17 protein-coding genes and 3 pseudogenes are annotated in these 19,566 nt (G+C 42.6%); 7 read left to right on the top strand and 13 right to left on the bottom strand.

From position 1 onward, the window contains the following. Positions 1-154: 154 nt before the first annotated feature. Positions 155-1,161 (bottom strand): annotated as a pseudogene (locus tag ACEW80_RS10375) (aldo/keto reductase). Between the two features lie 77 nt (positions 1,162-1,238). Here ACEW80_RS10375 and murF point away from each other — a divergent pair. After that, on the top strand, positions 1,239-2,594 hold the full coding sequence (murF, locus tag ACEW80_RS10370; RefSeq protein ID WP_373526493.1) for a UDP-N-acetylmuramoyl-tripeptide--D-alanyl-D-alanine ligase: 1,356 nt from the start codon (positions 1,239-1,241) through the stop codon (positions 2,592-2,594). Here murF and ACEW80_RS10365 read toward each other — a convergent pair. Then, positions 2,571-2,954 (bottom strand): hypothetical protein, encoded by a 384-nt coding sequence (locus ACEW80_RS10365; protein ID WP_373526492.1) that lies wholly within the window; start codon positions 2,952-2,954, stop codon positions 2,571-2,573. The genes murF and ACEW80_RS10365 overlap by 24 nt on opposite strands. Positions 2,955-3,203: 249 nt before the next feature. On the opposite strand from ACEW80_RS10365, the gene ACEW80_RS10360 reads away from it, so the two are divergent. After that, positions 3,204-3,623: a hypothetical protein gene (locus ACEW80_RS10360; RefSeq protein ID WP_373526491.1), complete on the top strand. Its 420-nt coding sequence runs from the start codon at positions 3,204-3,206 to the stop codon at positions 3,621-3,623. A 342-nt stretch (positions 3,624-3,965) separates the two neighbouring features. On the opposite strand, the pseudogene ACEW80_RS10355 reads toward ACEW80_RS10360, so the two are convergent. The 3 genes and pseudogenes from ACEW80_RS10355 to ACEW80_RS10345 all read right to left on the bottom strand — a co-directional run. Then, positions 3,966-4,046 (bottom strand): annotated as a pseudogene (locus tag ACEW80_RS10355) (bluetail domain-containing putative surface protein); the annotation flags it as partial. 764 nt (positions 4,047-4,810) lie between these two features. After that, positions 4,811-5,146 (bottom strand): hypothetical protein, encoded by a 336-nt coding sequence (locus tag ACEW80_RS10350; protein WP_373526490.1) that lies wholly within the window; start codon positions 5,144-5,146, stop codon positions 4,811-4,813. 202 nt (positions 5,147-5,348) lie between these two features. After that, the gene (locus tag ACEW80_RS10345; RefSeq protein ID WP_373526489.1) at positions 5,349-5,750 is read right to left on the bottom strand and encodes a fasciclin domain-containing protein; all 402 of its coding nucleotides are present in this window, start codon (positions 5,748-5,750) and stop codon (positions 5,349-5,351) included. Between the two features lie 375 nt (positions 5,751-6,125). Here ACEW80_RS10345 and ACEW80_RS10340 point away from each other — a divergent pair, with 375 nt between their 5' ends. Next, the gene (locus ACEW80_RS10340) at positions 6,126-6,602 is read left to right on the top strand and encodes a hypothetical protein (RefSeq protein WP_373526488.1); all 477 of its coding nucleotides are present in this window, start codon (positions 6,126-6,128) and stop codon (positions 6,600-6,602) included. Between the two features lie 20 nt (positions 6,603-6,622). Here ACEW80_RS10340 and ACEW80_RS10335 read toward each other — a convergent pair whose 3' ends face one another. Next, the gene (locus ACEW80_RS10335) at positions 6,623-6,997 is read right to left on the bottom strand and encodes a DUF433 domain-containing protein (RefSeq protein ID WP_373526487.1); all 375 of its coding nucleotides are present in this window, start codon (positions 6,995-6,997) and stop codon (positions 6,623-6,625) included. Between the two features lie 99 nt (positions 6,998-7,096). Here ACEW80_RS10335 and ACEW80_RS10330 point away from each other — a divergent pair, with 99 nt between their 5' ends. Both ACEW80_RS10330 and ACEW80_RS10325 read left to right on the top strand, forming a co-directional pair. Then, positions 7,097-7,375 carry a UPF0175 family protein gene (locus ACEW80_RS10330; RefSeq protein WP_373526486.1) on the top strand — a complete coding sequence of 93 codons (279 nt, stop codon included), beginning with the start codon at positions 7,097-7,099 and terminating at the stop codon, positions 7,373-7,375. Then, on the top strand, positions 7,330-7,656 hold the full coding sequence (locus ACEW80_RS10325) for a hypothetical protein (RefSeq protein WP_373526485.1): 327 nt from the start codon (positions 7,330-7,332) through the stop codon (positions 7,654-7,656). The genes ACEW80_RS10330 and ACEW80_RS10325 overlap by 46 nt, the downstream gene beginning before the upstream one ends. A 223-nt stretch (positions 7,657-7,879) precedes the next feature. Here ACEW80_RS10325 and thrC (ACEW80_RS10320) read toward each other — a convergent pair whose 3' ends face one another. Further along, entirely contained in the window at positions 7,880-8,971 is a 1,092-nt protein-coding gene (gene thrC / locus ACEW80_RS10320) for a threonine synthase (RefSeq protein WP_373526554.1), read from the bottom strand. 796 nt (positions 8,972-9,767) lie between these two features. On the opposite strand from thrC (ACEW80_RS10320), the gene ACEW80_RS10315 reads away from it, so the two are divergent. Further along, positions 9,768-9,959, top strand: a complete 192-nt coding sequence (locus ACEW80_RS10315) for a hypothetical protein (protein WP_373526484.1) — start codon at positions 9,768-9,770, stop codon at positions 9,957-9,959. A gap of 80 nt (positions 9,960-10,039) precedes the next feature. Here ACEW80_RS10315 and ACEW80_RS10310 read toward each other — a convergent pair whose 3' ends face one another. Then, complete coding sequence (locus tag ACEW80_RS10310; RefSeq protein WP_373526483.1) at positions 10,040-12,406, bottom strand: hypothetical protein; 2,367 nt, start codon at positions 12,404-12,406, stop codon at positions 10,040-10,042. 237 nt (positions 12,407-12,643) lie between these two features. Between ACEW80_RS10310 and ACEW80_RS10305 the strand changes: the two genes are divergently transcribed. Further along, entirely contained in the window at positions 12,644-14,335 is a 1,692-nt protein-coding gene (locus ACEW80_RS10305) for an iron uptake porin (protein ID WP_373526482.1), read from the top strand. A gap of 97 nt (positions 14,336-14,432) precedes the next feature. Here the strand turns inward: ACEW80_RS10305 and ACEW80_RS10300 are convergent, their stop codons facing one another. The 5 genes and pseudogenes from ACEW80_RS10300 to ACEW80_RS10280 form a co-directional block, all read right to left on the bottom strand. Next, positions 14,433-14,708 (bottom strand): MoaD/ThiS family protein, encoded by a 276-nt coding sequence (locus tag ACEW80_RS10300; RefSeq protein WP_373526481.1) that lies wholly within the window; start codon positions 14,706-14,708, stop codon positions 14,433-14,435. An 80-nt stretch (positions 14,709-14,788) separates the two neighbouring features. Continuing rightward, positions 14,789-16,093 carry a threonine synthase gene (gene thrC / locus ACEW80_RS10295; RefSeq protein ID WP_373526480.1) on the bottom strand — a complete coding sequence of 435 codons (1,305 nt, stop codon included), beginning with the start codon at positions 16,091-16,093 and terminating at the stop codon, positions 14,789-14,791. Between the two features lie 314 nt (positions 16,094-16,407). Then, complete coding sequence (locus tag ACEW80_RS10290) at positions 16,408-16,977, bottom strand: Uma2 family endonuclease (RefSeq protein WP_373526479.1); 570 nt, start codon at positions 16,975-16,977, stop codon at positions 16,408-16,410. An 82-nt stretch (positions 16,978-17,059) separates the two neighbouring features. After that, positions 17,060-18,424: a tRNA (N6-isopentenyl adenosine(37)-C2)-methylthiotransferase MiaB gene (gene miaB, locus ACEW80_RS10285; RefSeq protein ID WP_373526478.1), complete on the bottom strand. Its 1,365-nt coding sequence runs from the start codon at positions 18,422-18,424 to the stop codon at positions 17,060-17,062. A gap of 135 nt (positions 18,425-18,559) precedes the next feature. Then, positions 18,560-19,566, bottom strand: a pseudogene (locus tag ACEW80_RS10280) (serine/threonine protein kinase); the annotation flags it as partial.

The following is a 19,566-nucleotide window of genomic DNA, read 5'->3' as shown; positions in this document are numbered from 1 at the left end:
AAACTGAGCTAGACATTGCCACTAATTTTTGATTCTTTGGTTTATTAAATGAATTACTTGGTCACACCAAACCAGCCAATATGTTTTATGAGTAGTGCGATTCAAGAGAGTCCACTATGCAGAATCTTGAAAAATACTCCAGAAAGGAGATGCATCAACGGTTAACAGTACTCATGTCAGGGTAGCGCTCACCTGCTGCTACATTTTTCGGTGCAGTTGCTTCAAGTCGATTCAACTCTTCTGAATTCAAGGTAATTTCAGTAGCCCCGATATTCTCCTCCAAATAAGTACGGCGTTTTGTACCCGGAATTGGGACAATATCTTCTCCTTGAGCCAAAAGCCATGCCAATGCCAGCTGACTAGAAGTTACTCCTTTTTCGGTGGCGATCGCTTTCACTTGCTCCACTAATTGCAGGTTTTTAGAGAAATTCTCACCTTGAAAACGAGGAGAATTTCTTCGATAGTCATCAGGCGCAAGGTCATCAGGGCTAGTGATTGCACCTGATAAAAACCCTCTTCCTAATGGGCTATAGGGAACAAATCCAATTCCTAATTCCCGGACAGTAGGTAAAATTTCATCTTCTGGCTCTCGACTCCACAGAGAGTATTCTGTTTGCAGGGCGCTAATGGGGTGAACTGCCATAGCCCGGCGAATCGTGGCAGGAGCAGCCTCTGAAAGACCCAAATAACGCACTTTTCCTTGCTGCACTAGCTTTGCCATCGCCCCGACAGTATCTTCAATGGGTACGGTTGCATCTACCCGATGTTGATAATAGAGGTCAATCACTTCAACTCCCAGACGTTTTAGCGAGGCTTCACAAGCCGTTTGGACGTATTCTGGTTTGCCATTAATTCCTTTCCAACCGCCATCTTCCGTGCGAACATTACCAAATTTGGTTGCTAATACTACTTGATCTCGCTTCTGTTTGATTGCTCTGCCGACTAATTGCTCATTAGTAAAGGGTCCATACATATCAGCAGTATCGAGAAAATTAACTCCAAGTTCCAATGCCCGATGAATTGTGGCGTAGACGCGAAGCGGCTTGTCGTAGACATCGCCTCCTGTTCATCACGACCACTATAAAACTCAGACATTCCCATGCAACCAAGTCCAATCTGTGAAACTTCCAATCCTTGTCTGCCTAGCTTTCTGGTTCTCATGAAATAATCTCCTGTTTAATGCAGTATTATGTCATAATTCGATTTTATAATTTTGAACTTTAAATCGTAAATTACTTATGCCTTGTTTTGCCACTCTAACTCAACTAGTTGAAGTTCTTTTGGCCTGTCCGATAAATTTATCTGAAACTGCCCTAATACAAGTAATTAACAGTATCCAAACAGATAGCCGTAGCCTAAAACCGGGTGAAATATTTGTGGCTTTACGAGGCGATAAGTTTGATGGACATGAATTTGTGCCAACAGCGATCGCTAAGGGTGCAATAGCTGCCATTGTAGATTTTGAATACGAAAATCCCGGATTTCCTGTATTACAAGTAAAAGATACCCTCAAGGCATATCATAAAATTGGCAGATGGTGGCGCGATCGCTTTAACATTCCGGTAATTGGTGTCACAGGTTCTGTGGGCAAAACTACAACCAAGGAACTGATTGCGGCAGTTTTGGCATCACAGGGAGCAGTTCACAAAACTTATGGAAATTACAACAACGAAATCGGTGTCCCGAAAACTCTCCTAGAACTTGGCGCAAAACATGAGTACGCTGTGATTGAAATGGCCATGCGGGGTAGGGGACAAATTGCCGAACTAACGCAAATAGTACATCCAACCATCGGAGTAATTACCAATGTGGGGACGGCACATATTGAGTTACTGGGTTCCGAAGAAGCGATCGCTGAGGCAAAATGTGAATTATTAGCCGAAATGCCTGCTAATAGCGTGGCAATCCTCAACTACGATAATCCTCTACTAATTGCCACGGCGGCGAAAGTCTGGCACGGAGAAGTTATGACTTACGGTTTTTCTGGTGGGGATATCCAAGGGCAATTAATTGATAATGAAATTGTGGAAGTCGCCGGAATCCAACTGCCCTTGCCACTACCTGGTCGTCACAATGCGGCTAATTTCTTGGCAGCTTTAGCGGTGGCAAAAGTGTTGGGAATTGATTGGGCAAGCCTCAAAGCAGGTGTGGTGGTGAATATGCCCACAGGGCGATCGCAGCGATTTACCTTGCCCAATGATGTAGTAATCTTAGATGAAACTTATAATGCTGCACCAGAAGCTATGATCGCAGCGTTGCAATTATTGGCAGACACACCCGGAAAGCGGAAGATTGCCGTATTGGGTGCAATGAAAGAATTGGGAGAGCGATCGCAGCAGTTGCATCAGGGAGTCGGAGAAACAGTACGCAAGTTGAATTTAGACGGCTTGTTGGTTTTGGTAGATGGAAAAGATGCCGAAGCGATCATCAAAAGTGCCGAGGGTATTCCATCAGAATGCTTTGCAACTCATGCCGAGTTAGTGGCTAGATTGAAGACATTTGTGCAAGCAGGCGATCGTTTATTGTTCAAAGCCGCTCATTCAGTCGGACTAGAACGGGTTGTAAATCAATTACGTGCAGAATTGACCAAATAAAATAAATAAGTTAGGACTTACGCACTGTACAAATTTATCGTAGCGATCGCAATATTTGGGTACTCCAAAACAATATTTGGGTACTCCAACACGATATTTGGGTACTCCAACACGATATTTGGGTACTCCAAAACGATATTTGGGTACTTCAAAACGATATTTGGGTACTCCAAAACGATATTTGGGTACTCCAAAACGATATTTGGGTACTCCAAAACGATATTTGGGTACTCCAACGCGATATTTGGGTACTTCAAAACGATATTTGGGTACTTCAACGCGATATTTGGGTACTTCAAAACGATATTTGGGTACTTCAAAACGATATTTGGGTACTTCAAAAGAATAGACTTCTTGCATAAATATATTTTTATCTCATGCAGAGGCGCAGAGAAGAGAACACAAAGAAGGACTTCTGCAATATATGTAAAATTTATACTTTAGATTATAATATTTTTCAGTAAAATTAATGAACAAATATTAGATTTTACTGTAGACCATACTTTAGTTTTAGTTGTTTTTGCTCAGGGCAATGGGGATGGTAGATAGCTAGAGTAGAAACACAACTATGTATTAATTTTCACATAATCTTTGGAAGCAGACGCATATATGGCAAGATTAAAACGCAGTTCTACGGTATTGAATAAGGCAACGCGACGGATTGCAGGGATGCGAGCGATTAGTGAAACGCTGGAATTTAGTAATATCTTGAGTTTGACGGAGTATGAGAAGCGGATTCAAACGTTACAAGCAAATCTATCCAGCTACAACACTATGCTTTCTACTCTGGATGAAGTAGTGGGACAGATTCAATTACTAGAGCAGGATTTGAGCAACTATTCGGAAAATATGTTGATGAGTGTGAGGACGCGCTACGGCAAAAACAGTTTGCAGTATGTGCAAGCGGGGGGAAAGCGACGCCAGAGTAATAAGCGTGCATCTACCACTCAACCGACTACAACGATGATAATACCAAATGTAGACAAGGCAATGACGAATGGCAAAAGTACGGAGACAGCAGTAAATTAGGGGAGTAAACATCGCCCAGCCACAAGCCAATACTTACAGTTGCTCCGGCCAAAGGCGATCGCATTAAGGATACATCTAAAGTGCGATCGCTTCAGCGTGGTTATTAGATCCCCCAACCCCCTTAAAAAGGTGGTAAAAGACTCTAGTTCCCCCTTTTTTAAGGGGGGTTAGGGGGGATCAAAAATCTAGGTGGTACATCGAAAAATTTTTAAATGCTTATCAGACTACGCTTTCACGTTAAGTTGACACCAATGCTTCCAGTCGCCAGGGCTAGTAATAAATTAGACTTTTCAAACATCCTCTTAGTCAAATTCGATCTAGTCTACCCGAACTAACTTACAATTAGACAATGGCTAAGTGAGTTAAGTTGCCTTTGTAGCCACTAATCTCAATCACGGCATCCGTGAGGGCAGAAAATCCATCAGTACTGTAGTGCGGCTAGTCAAAACTCATGGCAGGTTGTCAAACCTATTTCTGCTGTATCAGCAATTGAAAAGATGATATGGTCAAAAAACTTTTTTAGTCAGTGATATATGTCACATCATTGCGGTTCTTCAGCCAATTAGTTATGAAAGTTAGCCATTGCAATATAAGAATAATTACCCAAAAGCTAAACCTAAAACGTAAAAAACATCCTTGTCAAACCCGCTCTCTAATAAAAGTAGAACAGCAGGGTTCAAAACTTCTACTCTTGGTCTGATCTTTAGCTAGGAGGAAAAACACTGAATTTATACTTAAATTCTCTAGTTAGATTTGCACCTACAAGCGCAAAAATACAGATTTAGTAATTATGACGATATTAAAGGCTATTGGTAAAGCTGAGTTTAAGACAAAGTTGAGATTTAGTTGACGTGACGTAGGGTTAATCGAGTCATTGCTGCTTTGAGCAACAACATCACAAAACGCAAGTAGCAGGATATTAACTTGTCTTTAATCTAAAATCTGGTGGGCTATGTCTAACGACAAGCCGATATGCGTCTATGCAGGAATTTACCTTACCAGAAGCTATAATAGTATTGTTGCAATTATTGGCAGACACACCCGAAAAGCGTAAAATTGTCGCCTTGGTGCAATAAAAGAATTGAAACGGCGATGTCTAACGAAAAGCCGCTATGCATCTACGCACTAGTTGCACCAGCGAATTGGAGAAATAGTGCAAGTAGTGCGATGCAGAGTACTTATAGATTTCAGGCGTTGTTGGAAAGACTAAGGCTATTACCGTAACGTCTTTGAAAAAGAATTGCTGCCAAATTAGTCACTAAACAAGTGATTGCTAACCACAGCAAGATATAAGTAGGAGCCATCACCACGCCAATCATGAACCAAGTATATACGTGTATTATCATTACAGAAGCGAAAAAGCCGGCAATTCCAGCAGATTGCCATACTTGATACGATGGGCGACGTAAGGCTACTAGGCTCATCGTTAAAATTGTGACAAGCAAGTTTGCTGGTACGAGAAACGCACAAATACCTATGCAGTTGCCACAAGAGAACTCTACTAAGGTGTTAAAATCGAGCATTAATTTTCTTGGGATAGATGTTAGCTTTTTCAGAACTTAATTTATTTTAAAATAACTAAATTTATATTAACAGATGAGTGAGTAATCACATTGGAAACATAACATAAATTAAAATATTGAGTCGCGTTTTGATACTACTCAATAGTTAGTTAATTATAAAGATTTTGGATAAGTAGGGTGGATGTTTTCCACCCTGGCTGAATTAACCGGGTAAAATCACGGTATCGATAACGTGTACTACGCCATTATCAGCTTCGATATCTGCTGCTAAAACTGTGGCATTTTTAACTTCAAAACCATCAGAAGAATCGATTTTAATGGGTGAACCTTCTACAGAATTAACCGTACCTAGTTGTGCCAAATCAGCTTGTAGCAGCTTTCCGGGAACAACATGATATTTTAAAATCCGCGTTAGTTGGGGAATGTTCTGTAACAGAGTTTGGATAGTTCCCGCTGGTAACTTGGCAAAGGCATCGTCATTTGGTGCAAAAACAGTGAACGGCCCAGGACTTTTTAATGTTTCTACTAAACCAGCAGCTTGTACGGCTGCCACCAGTGTTTTGAAAGACTCAGCGCTAACTGCAATATCAACAATATCAGCCATATATCTTACCTAAATCTCTGCAAAAGATTTTAAAGGATAATAAACCTATTTTAAGTTTTATTAAACAAAATTACTTTAAAATCAGGCGGTGAATAAACTACACTTACGTCACACGTCGCCTTATAATCTTTCTAAGAAAATTCCTTTATAGAAGAAATGTCCGATCGCACGTATGCCATTCTGGGAACTGGAGCATTAGGAAACTATTTACTACTAAAGATGTTGCCACCTATGGTTAAAGATGATGGGAAGGAAAATCAGGGGTTTTGAAGCCTACGGAGGCAGCCTTGGCTTGGGTAACTGCGATTTTAATCGTTAGGTGCTATCAATCTTTCGTCAGAGATGGGAAATCAAATTAACACAAAATAACTTGCTATGAGTCAAGACTTCACACAACAGTGGTTGACAGAAATTCAGGCATTTAAAGAGCAGATGGCGGGACTTCAGGGCGATCGCGATGCAGCTTGGGAAAGTGCCCAAAAATGGCGTCAACTTTATAACATAGAAGCCGAACAACGCCGCACAGATGCTCATCTGTCCCAACAGGCGATCGCATCTCTCAAGGCTGATATGCATAAACTCCAGAGTCTTGAGGTAGAGACACTCGCTGGTGGTACACCAGTAATAGCTATCCAACAAGAAATAGAACAACTCAAATCTGTGGAGGATTTACAAGCTAAACTGATTGCCGTGATTAAAGAACGCGATCACCTTTTGCAAGCTTTGAAAACTGAGCAGGATAATCACGCCCAAACCCGCAATAGTCTGACTACTGCCTTGGGTGATGCTATTGATAGCTTGACGCGGGAGCGAGGGAGCGAGGGACAAGGGGACAACAGAATATCCTCGTAAATTATGGTCAACCAGAAAATTCATGATTGTGATTCAAGCTTGGCTCTTCTTGCTTGAAGCTTGGCTCGAATCGCTTCTGTTCCAGGCTTTGGAGGTTTGGCAGCAATGCGAGCAATCCGCTCACGATTTTGCTCTTCATAATACTGCCGCAGTTCCTCGGCTTCTTTGAGAACGAGTTGATACTCTGCTTCAACCTCCGTACGATGTGCCTCGATGTAAGCCAGTGCAGCACTCACCTGCTCATCAGTAAGGTCAAGCATGGCACGGATAAACTTAGACGGATATTGAGCCGTTACATAGTCCATCACATCGTAGAGGGTGATGCGCGTTCCTGCAATTGTGAGTCCTCGTTCTGTGCGGATAATAGCAGCTTGTTCATCAGGCGCTAAAGTCATAGCTGTAGCCTCTTGAAAACCAACTTCATACTACCCTAATGAAGAGCAGGTGGATGTTTCCTTGGCTCCACCTGCTGCAAACTCTAGAGTGAAGTAGCTATGGGACTACAAATCTCGATCTCTGACTCTATTGTGCAAGCTCTTCGCCTACCTGAGCAGGAATTACGTAGGGAATTAGCCATTGCTCTTTATGCACAAGACATCCTGTCTTTTGGTAAAGCGCGAGAACTAGCTGAGATGGACAAATACGAATTTGGGCAATTGCTCTCTCGTCGTGGAGTGGAACGGCATTATGGTTTCGCAGAATTAGATGATGACTTAACTTGGCGATTGTGGATCAGATTGAACTCCTACATCGGCAATTTGGCGAAATTTTGATTCCCAATGCGGTATTGGATGAATTGAAAGTGCATGAAGAACGACCCGGTTCTCAAGCAATTCGTGAAGCAATTTTATCTGGATGGATTCAAACTCAAGATGTGAGCAATGAACCTCTTGCCCAACTGCTTAAGCAAACACTAGATCGAGGGGAAGCAGAGGCGATCGCCCTTGCCGTTGGACTCTGTCAATGCGTAAGTCCTACTGCCTACAAAACACCCATCAACACCGTAGGATTGCGTATCAGAAGTCCAAATTGGCTGGCTGTTTCTGTCCAGTAAAATGACACTGACTGCTCCCGTAAAACCTGCGAGTTTCACCCCACTACGAGTATTGGTCACAGCTGTGAGTTGTCCGCTAGAGGTAAGGGTGAATGACGTACTCATGCGTCCATTTGAGACTGCATCATCCCGATTACCTGCAATTGGAAAGCTAGCTACTGATGGGCGTTCAAGACTTCCGGCACTACTGAGAAAATAGTTCTCTACTTGACCATTGTCATCTCTAAAATCCCATAGCTTCGGCTACTGCTCCTAGTTCCGCTGCGATGCCTTGTTTAAATCGACTGTGATTGTGTTTAATTGCTGTATCTGGGTCTTTTAGACCATTACCAGTCAGGACGCAAACCACGGTTGCCCCTGTGGGAACTTGGTCTTTCACTTGCAACAACCCGGCTACAGAAGCGGCGCTAGCAGGTTCGCAGAAGATGCCTTCAGATGATGCCAAAAGTCGATAAGCATCCAGAATGTCGGCATCGGTAACGGCGTGGAAATTTCCCTGACTTGCTGTTTGGGCTGCGATCGCTAACTCCCAGCTAGCAGGGTTGCCAATGCGAATTGCTGTCGCTAAAGTTTCGGGATGCGCTACTGGCTTCCCATGCACAAAAGGGGCTGCACCTGCGGCTTGGAATCCCATCATTCGGGGTAAGCGATCGCATTTTCTGGCTTGATGATATTGACAAAATCCCATCCAATATGCTGTGATATTTCCCGCATTGCCTACGGGGATACAAACCCAGTCTGGAGCATCACCCAGCACATCGACAATTTCAAAGGCTGCTGTTTTCTGCCCTTCTAGGCGGTAAGGATTGACCGAATTTACCAAAGTTACGGGATAGCTTTCGGCCATTTCGCGGACAATTTCTAGCGCTTGGTCAAAATTACCTTTAATTGCCAATACTTCTGCACCGTATAGTAATGCTTGGGCTAACTTGCCCAGTGCCACATAGCCTTCGGGAATCAGCACAAAGGCATTCATCCCCCCACGCTTTGCATAGGCGGCGGCGGCGGCTGAGGTGTTGCCCGTGCTGGCACAAATTACTGCTTTTGCCCCTTCTTCCTTGGCCTTGGAAATTGCCATAGTCATCCCCCGGTCTTTGAAGCTGCCGGTGGGGTTCAGACCGTCGTATTTTACAAAAACACGTACTTGTCTGCCAATGCGTTCTGCGATCGCTGGCGCTGGTATTAGGGGTGTGTTACCCTCCAACAAAGTGACAATCGGTGTTTTTTCGCTGACAGGCAAGTATTCACGATAGGCTTCTATCAGTCCAGGCCAGGGTTGGCGATGAGATTTAGCAGTAGACAGGCTCAAAGTCACGGGATTTAAAATTTCTGAATGTAAGGATTGGATATTTAGAAAGGGTGGCATGGGGAAGCGCAGAATGAGGAAGAGCAAGAAAGTGAATTTTTCTTTGCCAGTTCCCAGTCCGCTAATTCCACAAAGAATATTATTTTTTGTGGTGCAGGCGTTTTATTTTATTTTTAACGTCAGTTTATCATAACTGCCACGGCTACCTTCGGTTTAACGAATTAGCCTGGGGATGCTGACGGAGTGAAAAATGATAGACAAATGTATGGGAATTACGTGATAACTCTATAAAACTCTTATTTCTAATCTGCGGAAAACCATTTCTGGTGTGTCCGCTCCGAGAGATTGTCTATGTGTATTTTGCCACGCTAATCGCTTCAACTGCCGGGGGAAATACACAACATCTGCCTTTTCTTTGCGGTAGCCTTCTCCTTCAAATATGCTACGTCTAGCTTATATAGCAGGTACTTCGCCCTAAGTTTTTTCATAATTTGGCGTAATTATTAATATAGCCTATATATACTTTGTTGCGTAAATTACTTAAAAGCAGCGGTAATAATTCATCAAGCTATAATTGACAGGCTGGCAATTAAGTACTGTTAAGTATCATCGATTGGACGGAAACTTTGCACATTTGGAGCAATGTTTTCTCAGGAACACAGCCATTATGATCACCGTCTTTGATGATTGAACCTGAAATCCATTAGAGTAATTGATTGAAAATATATAATAATTTAATAAAGCTTAAAAGAGGATTATTATAATATTTCTAGTGGTGTGAGTTAAGTTTTGGATTTAATTAGCGATGCCTACTTGTTTATCTAGTGTTTCCGATCGCGAGTCCCAGGCTACCTGGGTCAGCAATTTAACTAAGTCTTATTATCAAGACGATCAGCAAGCTAAATTTATACATTTACAAGCCGAGGTAGATTCTCTGTTGCAGCAGTTGGAAAACCTGAAGCACCAACGTCTAGTCGCTACTAGCCAAAAAGAATAAGTCAGTTTTGGAGATAGCGATGTCTACGACGGGCTACGCCTACGCTTTTGTTCGCGCTAATGTAAACTTTAGTAACGGAGCTATTCAAAGCGCTGATTTTTCTGTGACCAGCGCCTCAGACTGTATTTGTTAGCATTTTCTACTAACAAGGCTAAGGATTGTACATCTGAAAGCTTGGCGATCGCAGAAAGTCTTTGACGGTAATTTCCTGTAAAATCTGTGTAAATCACTTCACCACGATCAGATAAAATTATAGTCCGGTCAGGGGATTGATTTGTATTTTCCCCTTGACTTTTAGGTGTAGGATGATTCAAGGATGCGATCGCTGCTGCTGAGATAGTCAGTATTATTTCTGGCTGAGTATTATTTGTTAAATCAATTACTTGAACAGGCCAATCACCCAACTTTTGCTGCATCTGCTCAAAGCTAGGAATAGCCCCAGTCGGAATCTCATCGGCTTGCTGTAAAGATTGCCACACACTCGATAGCATTACCTTAACCCCTTGGGGATTTTGTTGATACAGTTCTTGGAGAGTGATTGGAGATGGTTGCACCCATTCCAGTGCTGCATTTGTCAAGGCTAGAGGTCTGGGTTGAAAAACATCGTTTTGATTTTCCAAAATTTTTGGGCTAGCAACTAATAGACGCAAGACTTTACCCTGTAGTTGCACCGCTTTGATAACGGCTATAATAATTTGCTGTTCTCCGTTTGGCAACCAGACTACAATCTGAATTTCCGGGTCAGAACTGATTCCTAAAGTTTTCCAGAAAAATTTGGCAGGGGAAGTTTTGGGTGGGTTCAAATTCTCAAAGGAGGAATTTAACCAGCGTTTTCCGTCATGAAATGCACTCACCTCCACCTGATACCAAACTTGGTTATCTGTGAGTTTCAGGTCTGTTGTAGAATTTGGTTGCAGCCAGTCAGTGCTGTTAATTTGAGTGATTGGTTGCAGTGTACCGACAATTTGACTAGGGTGAGTCGAAGATATTTGCGACTTTGTAACCCCATCATTGAGTCTTTTTAACAGACCTTGAATATAGGCAAGGTTATCTTTTGTAATTTTTGGTTGCGTCTTTAACCAAGAATTAGCATATCCTTCTCCTCGCTGAACTGCTAAAATTAGGGCTGCCCAAGCTTGCACCTCTTGTCGATTTGGGTTTACCCGCAACGCCGCAGCTGTACGATTCCATAATCGGTTTTCATCAGCTTTGAGTAGGGTGACAATTTCTTGGGCATTATGTGGTGACGCTTCAAACACTTGTAAGGCTTTTTCCCAGCGACCATCAATTAAATCTGCTAGCACTTGTTGACTAGGACTTGCCCAATTTTTATCAGCTTGAATTTTGGTAAGTTGGGAGTGCAAGCGAATCAAATCCATTTGTGCTTGCGCCGCTTCTGGCAAAACTCCTTTGCGCTGTTTTTGGATGAACTTCAACCACTCAAAAGCTGGTGTCCACAGTCCACTACGGGCAATTGACAGGGCATTTTGGTACGCAGAATCCTTAATGGCTGGTAAGTTGAGGGTAACTGCCTCCAATTGAATTGGTTTGAGGAATAACTTCAGAGCCTTAACTTGGTAGACTTGTAAGTACGGTTCTAAACCTACTGTTTGATCAACAACTAACTCTTTTGTATCATCACCAGTTACCTGCTGCCATTTGGGCAGTTGTCCGTTAAGGCTTGTCCAAGACAACATTTGTAGTAAATTGGTGCGTTCTGGATTGTAGTATACGATGTGACCGTAGGCGAACGCATCAGTTCCTTGTTGGCGCTGACCCCGCAAATCAAACCAAACCCCTGGTGATGGTGTACCGTCTCCAAAGCGTTGCACTTCAGTTAAAGACAGAAAAATACTGACATCTTCGGGTTCTGATGTTCCATCGACTAGAGAAGAAATCACAAAGGATTCTTCTGGGCCCGTTATAGCTAATTGAGTCGCTAGATAGTAGTAATTTTCTGACTGAGATTTAAACTCTAACTCTTGTGAGCGCTGGTAAACCCTGAGTTCAACAAGTTCTTCACAATTAGATTGACAATTAGGACGCTGCTGAAAAACTGGCAGTAAAAATGAGTTTTCTGCATCCTGATGCAAAGGCAGAGTTTCTCCGATAATTTGCTTTTTTTTACTCAAATCGAGTTGAATTTGTTTGAGGCTTTGAGGGCGTTCGTGATTACCAAGGGGGATTTGCGCCCATGTAGGTAAAACTTTATTTAGCCAGCTTACCTGATCTGGATTGAAGATGAAGAGAACGCTAATCCAGGCAAAAGCCACAATTAGAATAGCACTACTTAAGAGAATTGCGTAGCTTGCCGCCGTAGGCATCGCTAACCAACTTCCCCGTTGCTGCTTTTTCTGGGGTTTTTTGGCGACACGTCTCATCGCACCTGTATGAGGTTTATTTACTTTAGAAGCTTTTGGCGTCAGCTTGCGTGAGCGATTTGCCATATTAGTTTTCAATCAATCCAGTGAGTCTTTTTAGGTATTGGGTACTGGTGCTTCTCCCTTATCTCCCTCAACCTCTTAAAAGTCCCAGTACTTAATACTCTGTTATACTCGTCCTTTCAAAAGTTGCCCAGAAAGATGTAAGTCTAATTTTGGACAAAATCAGTAAATTTACTCATGTGAATATTAGATGAGTACGAGTACACTTTTCGCTTAAGTATGTGAGCAGAGTGTAAAAAGTTGAAAGGTAGACTTATTAGCCGCAGTCATCACAAAACCTGGATACTCGCATGGTTACTAGTTGCGGGAGTAAACGGAGTTGCCCAAAAAGCGATTGCACAAGAGTACACAGAAACTACTCAGGTGCAAGAGAGTATAGATTTAAATTCTCCTCCCCTCTCCTCAGTAAATCCGATGGCGCAAGTTACATCGGTTTCTCAACTCAAGGATGTACAACCCAACGATTGGGCATTCCAAGCATTGCAGTCTTTGGTAGAACGCTATGGTTGTATAGCGGGTTATCCAGATAGCAGCTATCGCGGTACTCGTGCATTAACTCGGTATGAATTTGCTGCCGGGGTAAATGCTTGTTTAGATAGAGTTAACGAGTTAATCACTACAGCCACCAGCGATTTACTCACCCGCGAAGATTTAGCAATATTACAAAAATTGCAGTCAGAATTTGCCCCGGAATTAGCAACTTTGCGGGGTCGGGTCGATAGTTTAGAAGCCAAAACCGCCGAAATCGAAGCCAACCAATTCTCAACAACAACGAAACTCGGCGGACTACTGATAGTTGGTATTCAAGGACGGACTAATAATCGTGGTGATGTTAATCCTAGAGATGGACAAAAAGATACAGATGATGCAGGGACAAACACTAATATTATGTCTCTGGGGCAGCTGTATTTAACTAGTCAAATCACTCCCCGTAGTTACTTATTTACGGGTCTTTTAGATACTACGGGTACTACTGGCCCCAGATTTACTAATAGTGTTTCTCGAAATGATGTTTTACTTGGCTACGAATTTCCTACAGATAACTTGATTGTAAGTGACCTCAATTTTCATTGGCTGGTAACAGATAATTTAGCAGTGATGGTGGGAACAGAAGGCGTAAGTATGCCAACTGCTTTCCGAGGTCCCAATCGGGTAGAAAGTGCTGCAACAGGACCACTATCTTATTTTGCCCAAAGAAACCCAATTTTAAATATGGGATTTGGTCACGGTGGTATAGCTATTGATTGGCAATTTGCTAAACGCGCTAGTTTGCAAGCAATTTATACCAGTTTTCAACCAGGAAATCCTGGTCAAGGTAGCGGTTTATTTGATGGAACCACCACTACAGGCGTACAATTACTGCTGACACCAACTGATACTCTAGATTTTAGTTTGTATTATGTTAACAATTATTCTTCAAATGGTTGTTTATTAACTTTTGTTGGCGATGAATGCTTAACTGCCGTTGATACCAGTACCGGACAATCAGCACCTCTGCAAACAAACGCTGTAGGTGCGACTCTAACTTGGCAAATTTCACCCCGGATTAGCGCAGGCGCGTGGGGTGGTTATACTAGATCTTATATTCCGGGGCGAGCGGGAAATGTCGAGACGACTAATTATATGGTGTTTCTGAATTTCCCTGATTTATTTGCTAGAGGAAATTTGGGCGGAATTTATGTCGGTCAACCTCCTAAAATCACCAGTAGCGATTTACCTGTAGGGAATAATGTCCCTGATTTTGTTAATACAGGTTTAGGACGTGCAGGTGGACAGCCAGGGACAACTACTCAAATTGAGGCATTTTATCGTTTTCAGCTAACAGATAACATCAGCATTACACCGGGCATCATTCATATATTGGAACCTGGTCACACACCAGATAGTGACTCAGTTACCGTTGGCATTCTGCGGAGTACTTTTCTTTTTTAATTCTGTTTTCATTAAAATAAAAGACGGGATAAAGAATCCCGTCCAAATAGCTTGAAAGTGGTAATAAACCTTGGACTCCGAAAAAAATAGTCCAAAATTAACCACCAGCAACAGCAGGGACAATACTTACTTCATCGCCATCTTTCAGGGGTGTATTTATCCCATCCAAATAGCGGATATCTTCGCTATCGACGTAAAAATTTAGAAACCGACGTAGCTCCCCTTTTTCATCGCACAACCGCGATTTAATCCCAGGAAAGCTTTGTTCTAAGGAGTCCAATAATTCAGCAATTGTGCTGCCATTGGATTCTAGAGTAGCTTGGTTATCAGTCAAATTTTGCAGAGCAGTAGGAATTAAAACTTTTACAGCCATAGAAGTAAAAAATGAAGAGTGAGGAGTTAGGAATAAAGTTAAGAGTTATGAATAAAAAACTCATAACTCATAACTCATAATTAAACGAGAACTTGTTGCCATTCTAAGCGGTCGAGAGTACGCGATCGCTCTAAAGCTCGTTCAAAACTATCGAGTTTAGCATCAATAGTCAAGGGTTCGCCAACGTAGCCTTGAATTGCTTCTTGAGTTTTCAGACCATTGCCAGTGATGTAAACCACGGTAGTTTCATCTGGATCAATTTTGCCAGCTTCTACTAATTTTTTCAGCACGGCAACGGTTGTACCACCAGCCGTTTCTGTGAAGATACCTTCGGTTTCTGCTAGCAGCTTGATGCCATCAATAATTTCTGCATCATTGACTGATTCAATATTACCGCCAGTCTTCTTAGCTATATCCACTGCATAAATGCCGTCTGCTGGGTTGCCGATCGCAATGGATTTAGCAATTGTATTCGGTTTCACTGGTTTAATAAAGTCACGCCCTTCTTTAAATGCTTGAGCGATGGGTGAACAACCTTCAGCTTGAGCGCCGCTGAAACGGACATTCTTGGCTTCTACTAAACCAACTTCGACAAACTCTTTGAACCCTTTATAAATTTTTGTAAAGAGGGAACCAGATGCTAAAGGAGCAACGATATGGTCAGGTAACTCCCAACCTAGTTGTTCTGCAACTTCAAAACCTAGTGTCTTGGAACCTTCGGAGTAGTAAGGACGCAGATTAATATTGACAAAACCCCAGCCGTATGTATTAGCAACTTCCGAACAGAGACGATTTACTTGGTCGTAATTGCCCTTAACAGCCATCAGGGTGGGACTGTAGATTAGGCTACCGATAATTTTACCTGCTTCTAAATCTGCAGGGATGAATACACAGCAGTCTAAACCGGCATGAGCTGCGATCGCAGCTGTAGAATTTGCCAAGTTACCGGTGCTAGCGCAAGAAACAGTAGTAAAACCCAACTCCCGCGCTCTGGAAAGGGCGACTGACACCACCCGATCCTTAAAGCTGAGGGTGGGCATATTAACGGCATCATTTTTAATATAAAGTTTATTTAAACCCAGGCGACGGGCAAGACGGTGGGAACGAACCAGGGGAGTCATACCCGTTCCCACATCTATAACATTATCAGTTGCAACAGGCAAAAAGGGACGGTAGCGCCAAATTGAATTGGGGCCAGCTTGAATTGTCTCACGAGTGACGGTCTGACGTAGGGCGCTGTAGTCATACTTTACTTCTAATGGTCCAAAACATAACTCACAAACATTCTTGGCTTTGAGTTCATATTCAGCGCCACATTCCTTACATTTCAAGGCATGAAAGTAGGCAGTGCTGGCTTTGGTTTGGGTTGTGATTGCTTGAGTCATAAACTAGCTTTCCCTGTTTGTCTGTCGACTGTCGCTTGATGCTAACACGAGCAAAAATACCAGTCAAACATACCCGACTAAATTTGTCGGGTATATTAAGTGTAAAAATATATATTTTAGTGATACTTTGTATCAGTAATTGTTGCATTGATTATATACAGGGGTTTGGGGAGCGAGAATGAGGTGTAGACTCCCCGTTTTTATCTGTTTACCTGGGTTTGATCTGTGGTATTTTGATCTTCTACTAAAACTTCTTCAATACGTCCAAAGTAACGTTGCGATCGCTCGGCTAGTAAATATTTATGTTTATCTACTTACCATACTTTATTTAAATTCAATTCAAACCCAGGTAAAATATCTTCACCAAATACACTTGTAGGAGATTCTAATATTTCTACCTCTTTCTCTAAACGAAAAATTTCTACTGTTTTATTCTTCGGGTCAAGCAACCAACCTAAACGAACGCCATTGTTAATATATTCTTGCATCTTTTCTCTGAGTTTTTTCAAAGAATCACTACTAGAACGCAATTCCACCACAAAATCAGGTGCTAGAGGGGAAAATTCTTCTTCTTGTTGAGTCTGAGTTAAAGCCTCCCATTTTTCATTACTTACCCAAGAAGCATCGGGTGAGTAAACCGCACCATTGGGTAAAGTAAAACCACTGGAGGAGTCAAATACAATACCTAAATTTGTGCGATCATTCCAGTTCCATAGTTGAGCATTCAAACCAGAGTTTTTCTTACCTGTCCACGGATATGTTGGAGGCATAATTAGAACTTCTCCAGTTGCAGTACGTTCTAACTGCAAATTTTGATTAGCTTGACAAAGTTCATAAAACCCCTCAATACCCAGATTGGGAATATTCAAAATGATGGCGTTCATAAGCTTTAAGAGCGAGGTTTTGTCCTTATACCAATTTTATGTAAGGTTACGCTTTATCGAGGGCGTAGTTATAAAATTGACATCATGTGCGCCTAATTTGTTTGACCTCAACTGGTTCACCAGTCAAGCTAAAAGGGCGGACTTCGGTAATTTTTACCTTAACTAACTGCCCTTGCAATTCTTTGATGTCGCCACTGAAGAATGTCAGCCGATTACCGCCAGTGCGTCCCATTACCTGGGTTTGATCTTTAAGATTTTGGTCTTCTACTAAAACTTCTTCAATACGTCCAAAGTAACGTTGCGATCGCTCGGCTACCTTCAAATTTACTAGATAATTGAGCCGTTGCAAGCGATCGCTTTTAATTTCTTCACTCAGTTGATTGTCCCACAAAGCGGCGGGTGTCCCTGGACGCGGCGAATATGCGGCTGTATTCAACATATCAAAGCCAATATCTGCCGCCAATTTCAAAGTATTTTCAAACTGCGCTTCTGTCTCCCCAGGAAAACCGACAATTGCATCAGCACTAATTGAGGCATCTGGCATATACCGCCGAATGGTATCGATAATCCGGCGATATTTTTCATGGGTATAGCCCCGCGCCATCGCCTTTAAAAGTTCATTATCCCCAGATTGAAAAGGGATGTGGAAGTGTTTGCAGACTTTGGGCAATTCCGCACAAGCTTTGATTAATCTCTCGGTAAAATAACGGGGGTGGCTAGTAGCAAATCTTAACCTTTCAATCCCCGGCACATCATGCACATAATAAAGTAAATCTGTGAAGTTGTGCAGATGCCGACCTTCTGGTGTCGCTCCAGGCAAATCTCTGCCGTAAGCATCAATATTTTGACCAAGGAGAGTAACTTCTTTATAACCTTGCCGTCCTAATTCTTCGATTTCAGCCCGGATAGCTGAGGGCGTGCGAGATTGTTCGACACCGCGCACATTGGGAACCACGCAGTAAGTACAGCGTTCGTTACAGCCATAAATCACATTCACCCAAGCGCTCACTTTACTATCCCGTCGTGGCTGGGTGATATCTTCAATAATGTGAACTGGCTCAGTTGCCACAACTTGGTTGCCGTTAAACACTGACTCCAACAAATCTTTGAGACGGTTGGCGTGTTGTGGTCCCATTACCAAGTCTAATTCTGGCACACGTCGCAACAGCGCTTCGCCTTCTTGCTGGGCAACACAACCAGCAACGATGAGAGTTAGATTAGGTTGCTCATGTTTGCGCTTCGCCTGTCTACCGAGGTAGGAATATACCTTTTGTTCAGCATTATCCCGAATTGTGCAGGTATTGTAGAGAATCACCTCTGCATTATTCGGGTCTTGACACCACTCAAAGCCCATGTCTTCCAAAACGCCAGCCATGCGCTCTGAGTCAGCTTTATTCATCTGACAACCGAAGGTAATGATGTGGTAATGGCGTTTAGAAGTGGTCATGGGCAATTATGCTTAATCAATGTATGTAAGCTTTATTTCTATTCTATTAAAGTATAGAAGAAGATACCCAATGCAACAGGCGATCGCTTGGATGGAAATGCAAAACAACTAAGGTTGAAGCACTTACATCAAGTATTAGTTAAGCAAACCTTGTTCTTTCCTTGGCTCTGAAGAAGATTGTGATTGATTATATATATAAGTTACCAATGCTAAAGTAAGTCCAATTGCTAAGATAATTCCCAGTATTCGCAATAAATTTGGAGTAATTCTCGTAGCTGGCTGTTCATTTTGCTTTAGTTGGTAAATAGTGTCATCAGTTCGCCCTTGTGGTCTGTCTTGATGAGATCCAGGTCGTGGTTGATACAACGTTGCATCGGTCGGCACTTGTGGTCTGCCTTGATGAGATGCAGGTCGCGGTTGATACAACGTCTTATCTGGTGGCACTTGTGGTCTGTCTTGATGAGATGCAGTCCGTGGTTGATACAATGTCTTGTCTGGTGGCGCTTGTGGTTCGCCTTGAGGAGATTCAGTCCTCGGTTGATACAATGTCTTGTCTGGTGCCGCTTGTGGTCTGCTTTGATTAGATGCAGTCCGTGGTTGATACAAGGTATTATCTGGTGGCGCTTGTGGTTCGCCTTGAGGAGATACAGGTCGCGGTTGATACAACGTATTATCTGGTGGCACTTGTGGTCTGCTTTGATTAGATGCAGTCCGTGGTTGATACAACGTCACGTCGGGTTTGGTAGCTGGAGGATTATTCACAGGACTCTGTTGAGGATTTATATCCTCAGGTTGACTTTGCTCAACTGGGTTAAACTGTCTCGCAACAGTTTCGTGATTTGAACCTTGATTGTACCCAGCCTGAAGAGGAGGAACGGTTTGCTCAGATTGGCTTTGCTCAATCGGGTTAAACTGTCTCGGAACAGTTTCGTGATTTGAACCTTGATTATCGGAAGATGGAGGACGAAGAATGGTATCGTCGTTCGATTGTCTCGGAACAGTTTCGTGATTTGAACCTTGATTGTCGGAAGATGGAGGGCGAAGAATGGTATCGTCGTTCGATTGTCTCGGAACAGTTTCGTGATTTGAACCTTGAGTAGATGAAGGTTGCGGCTGCCCAAGAGTTTGACCGGGTACACTAG

The sequence above is a fragment of the Nostoc sp. genome (genome assembly GCF_041747015.1).
Taxonomy (GTDB): Bacteria; Cyanobacteriota; Cyanobacteriia; order Cyanobacteriales; family Nostocaceae; genus Nostoc.
The sequence above is the reverse complement of the archived record's forward strand: the minus strand, read 5'-3'. Positions and strand labels throughout refer to the sequence as shown.

Excerpts from the sequence above, each read along its gene's own strand:
- ACEW80_RS10330 (WP_373526486.1), top strand. The coding sequence starts at position 7,097 with ATGGGACTACAAATCTCGATCTCTGACTCTATTGTGCAAGCTCTTCGC.
- ACEW80_RS10290 (WP_373526479.1), bottom strand. The coding sequence starts at position 16,977 with ATGAACGCCATCATTTTGAATATTCCCAATCTGGGTATTGAGGGGTTT.
- ACEW80_RS10365 (WP_373526492.1), bottom strand. The coding sequence starts at position 2,954 with ATGCAAGAAGTCTATTCTTTTGAAGTACCCAAATATCGTTTTGAAGTA.
- ACEW80_RS10360 (WP_373526491.1), top strand. The coding sequence starts at position 3,204 with ATGGCAAGATTAAAACGCAGTTCTACGGTATTGAATAAGGCAACGCGA.
- ACEW80_RS10310 (WP_373526483.1), bottom strand. The coding sequence starts at position 12,406 with ATGGCAAATCGCTCACGCAAGCTGACGCCAAAAGCTTCTAAAGTAAAT.
- ACEW80_RS10340 (WP_373526488.1), top strand. The coding sequence starts at position 6,126 with ATGAGTCAAGACTTCACACAACAGTGGTTGACAGAAATTCAGGCATTT.
- murF (WP_373526493.1), top strand. The coding sequence starts at position 1,239 with ATGCCTTGTTTTGCCACTCTAACTCAACTAGTTGAAGTTCTTTTGGCC.
- ACEW80_RS10300 (WP_373526481.1), bottom strand. The coding sequence starts at position 14,708 with ATGGCTGTAAAAGTTTTAATTCCTACTGCTCTGCAAAATTTGACTGAT.
- thrC (WP_373526480.1), bottom strand. The coding sequence starts at position 16,093 with ATGACTCAAGCAATCACAACCCAAACCAAAGCCAGCACTGCCTACTTT.
- ACEW80_RS10350 (WP_373526490.1), bottom strand. The coding sequence starts at position 5,146 with ATGCTCGATTTTAACACCTTAGTAGAGTTCTCTTGTGGCAACTGCATA.
- ACEW80_RS10335 (WP_373526487.1), bottom strand. The coding sequence starts at position 6,997 with ATGACTTTAGCGCCTGATGAACAAGCTGCTATTATCCGCACAGAACGA.
- ACEW80_RS10315 (WP_373526484.1), top strand. The coding sequence starts at position 9,768 with ATGCCTACTTGTTTATCTAGTGTTTCCGATCGCGAGTCCCAGGCTACC.
- miaB (WP_373526478.1), bottom strand. The coding sequence starts at position 18,424 with ATGACCACTTCTAAACGCCATTACCACATCATTACCTTCGGTTGTCAG.
- ACEW80_RS10345 (WP_373526489.1), bottom strand. The coding sequence starts at position 5,750 with ATGGCTGATATTGTTGATATTGCAGTTAGCGCTGAGTCTTTCAAAACA.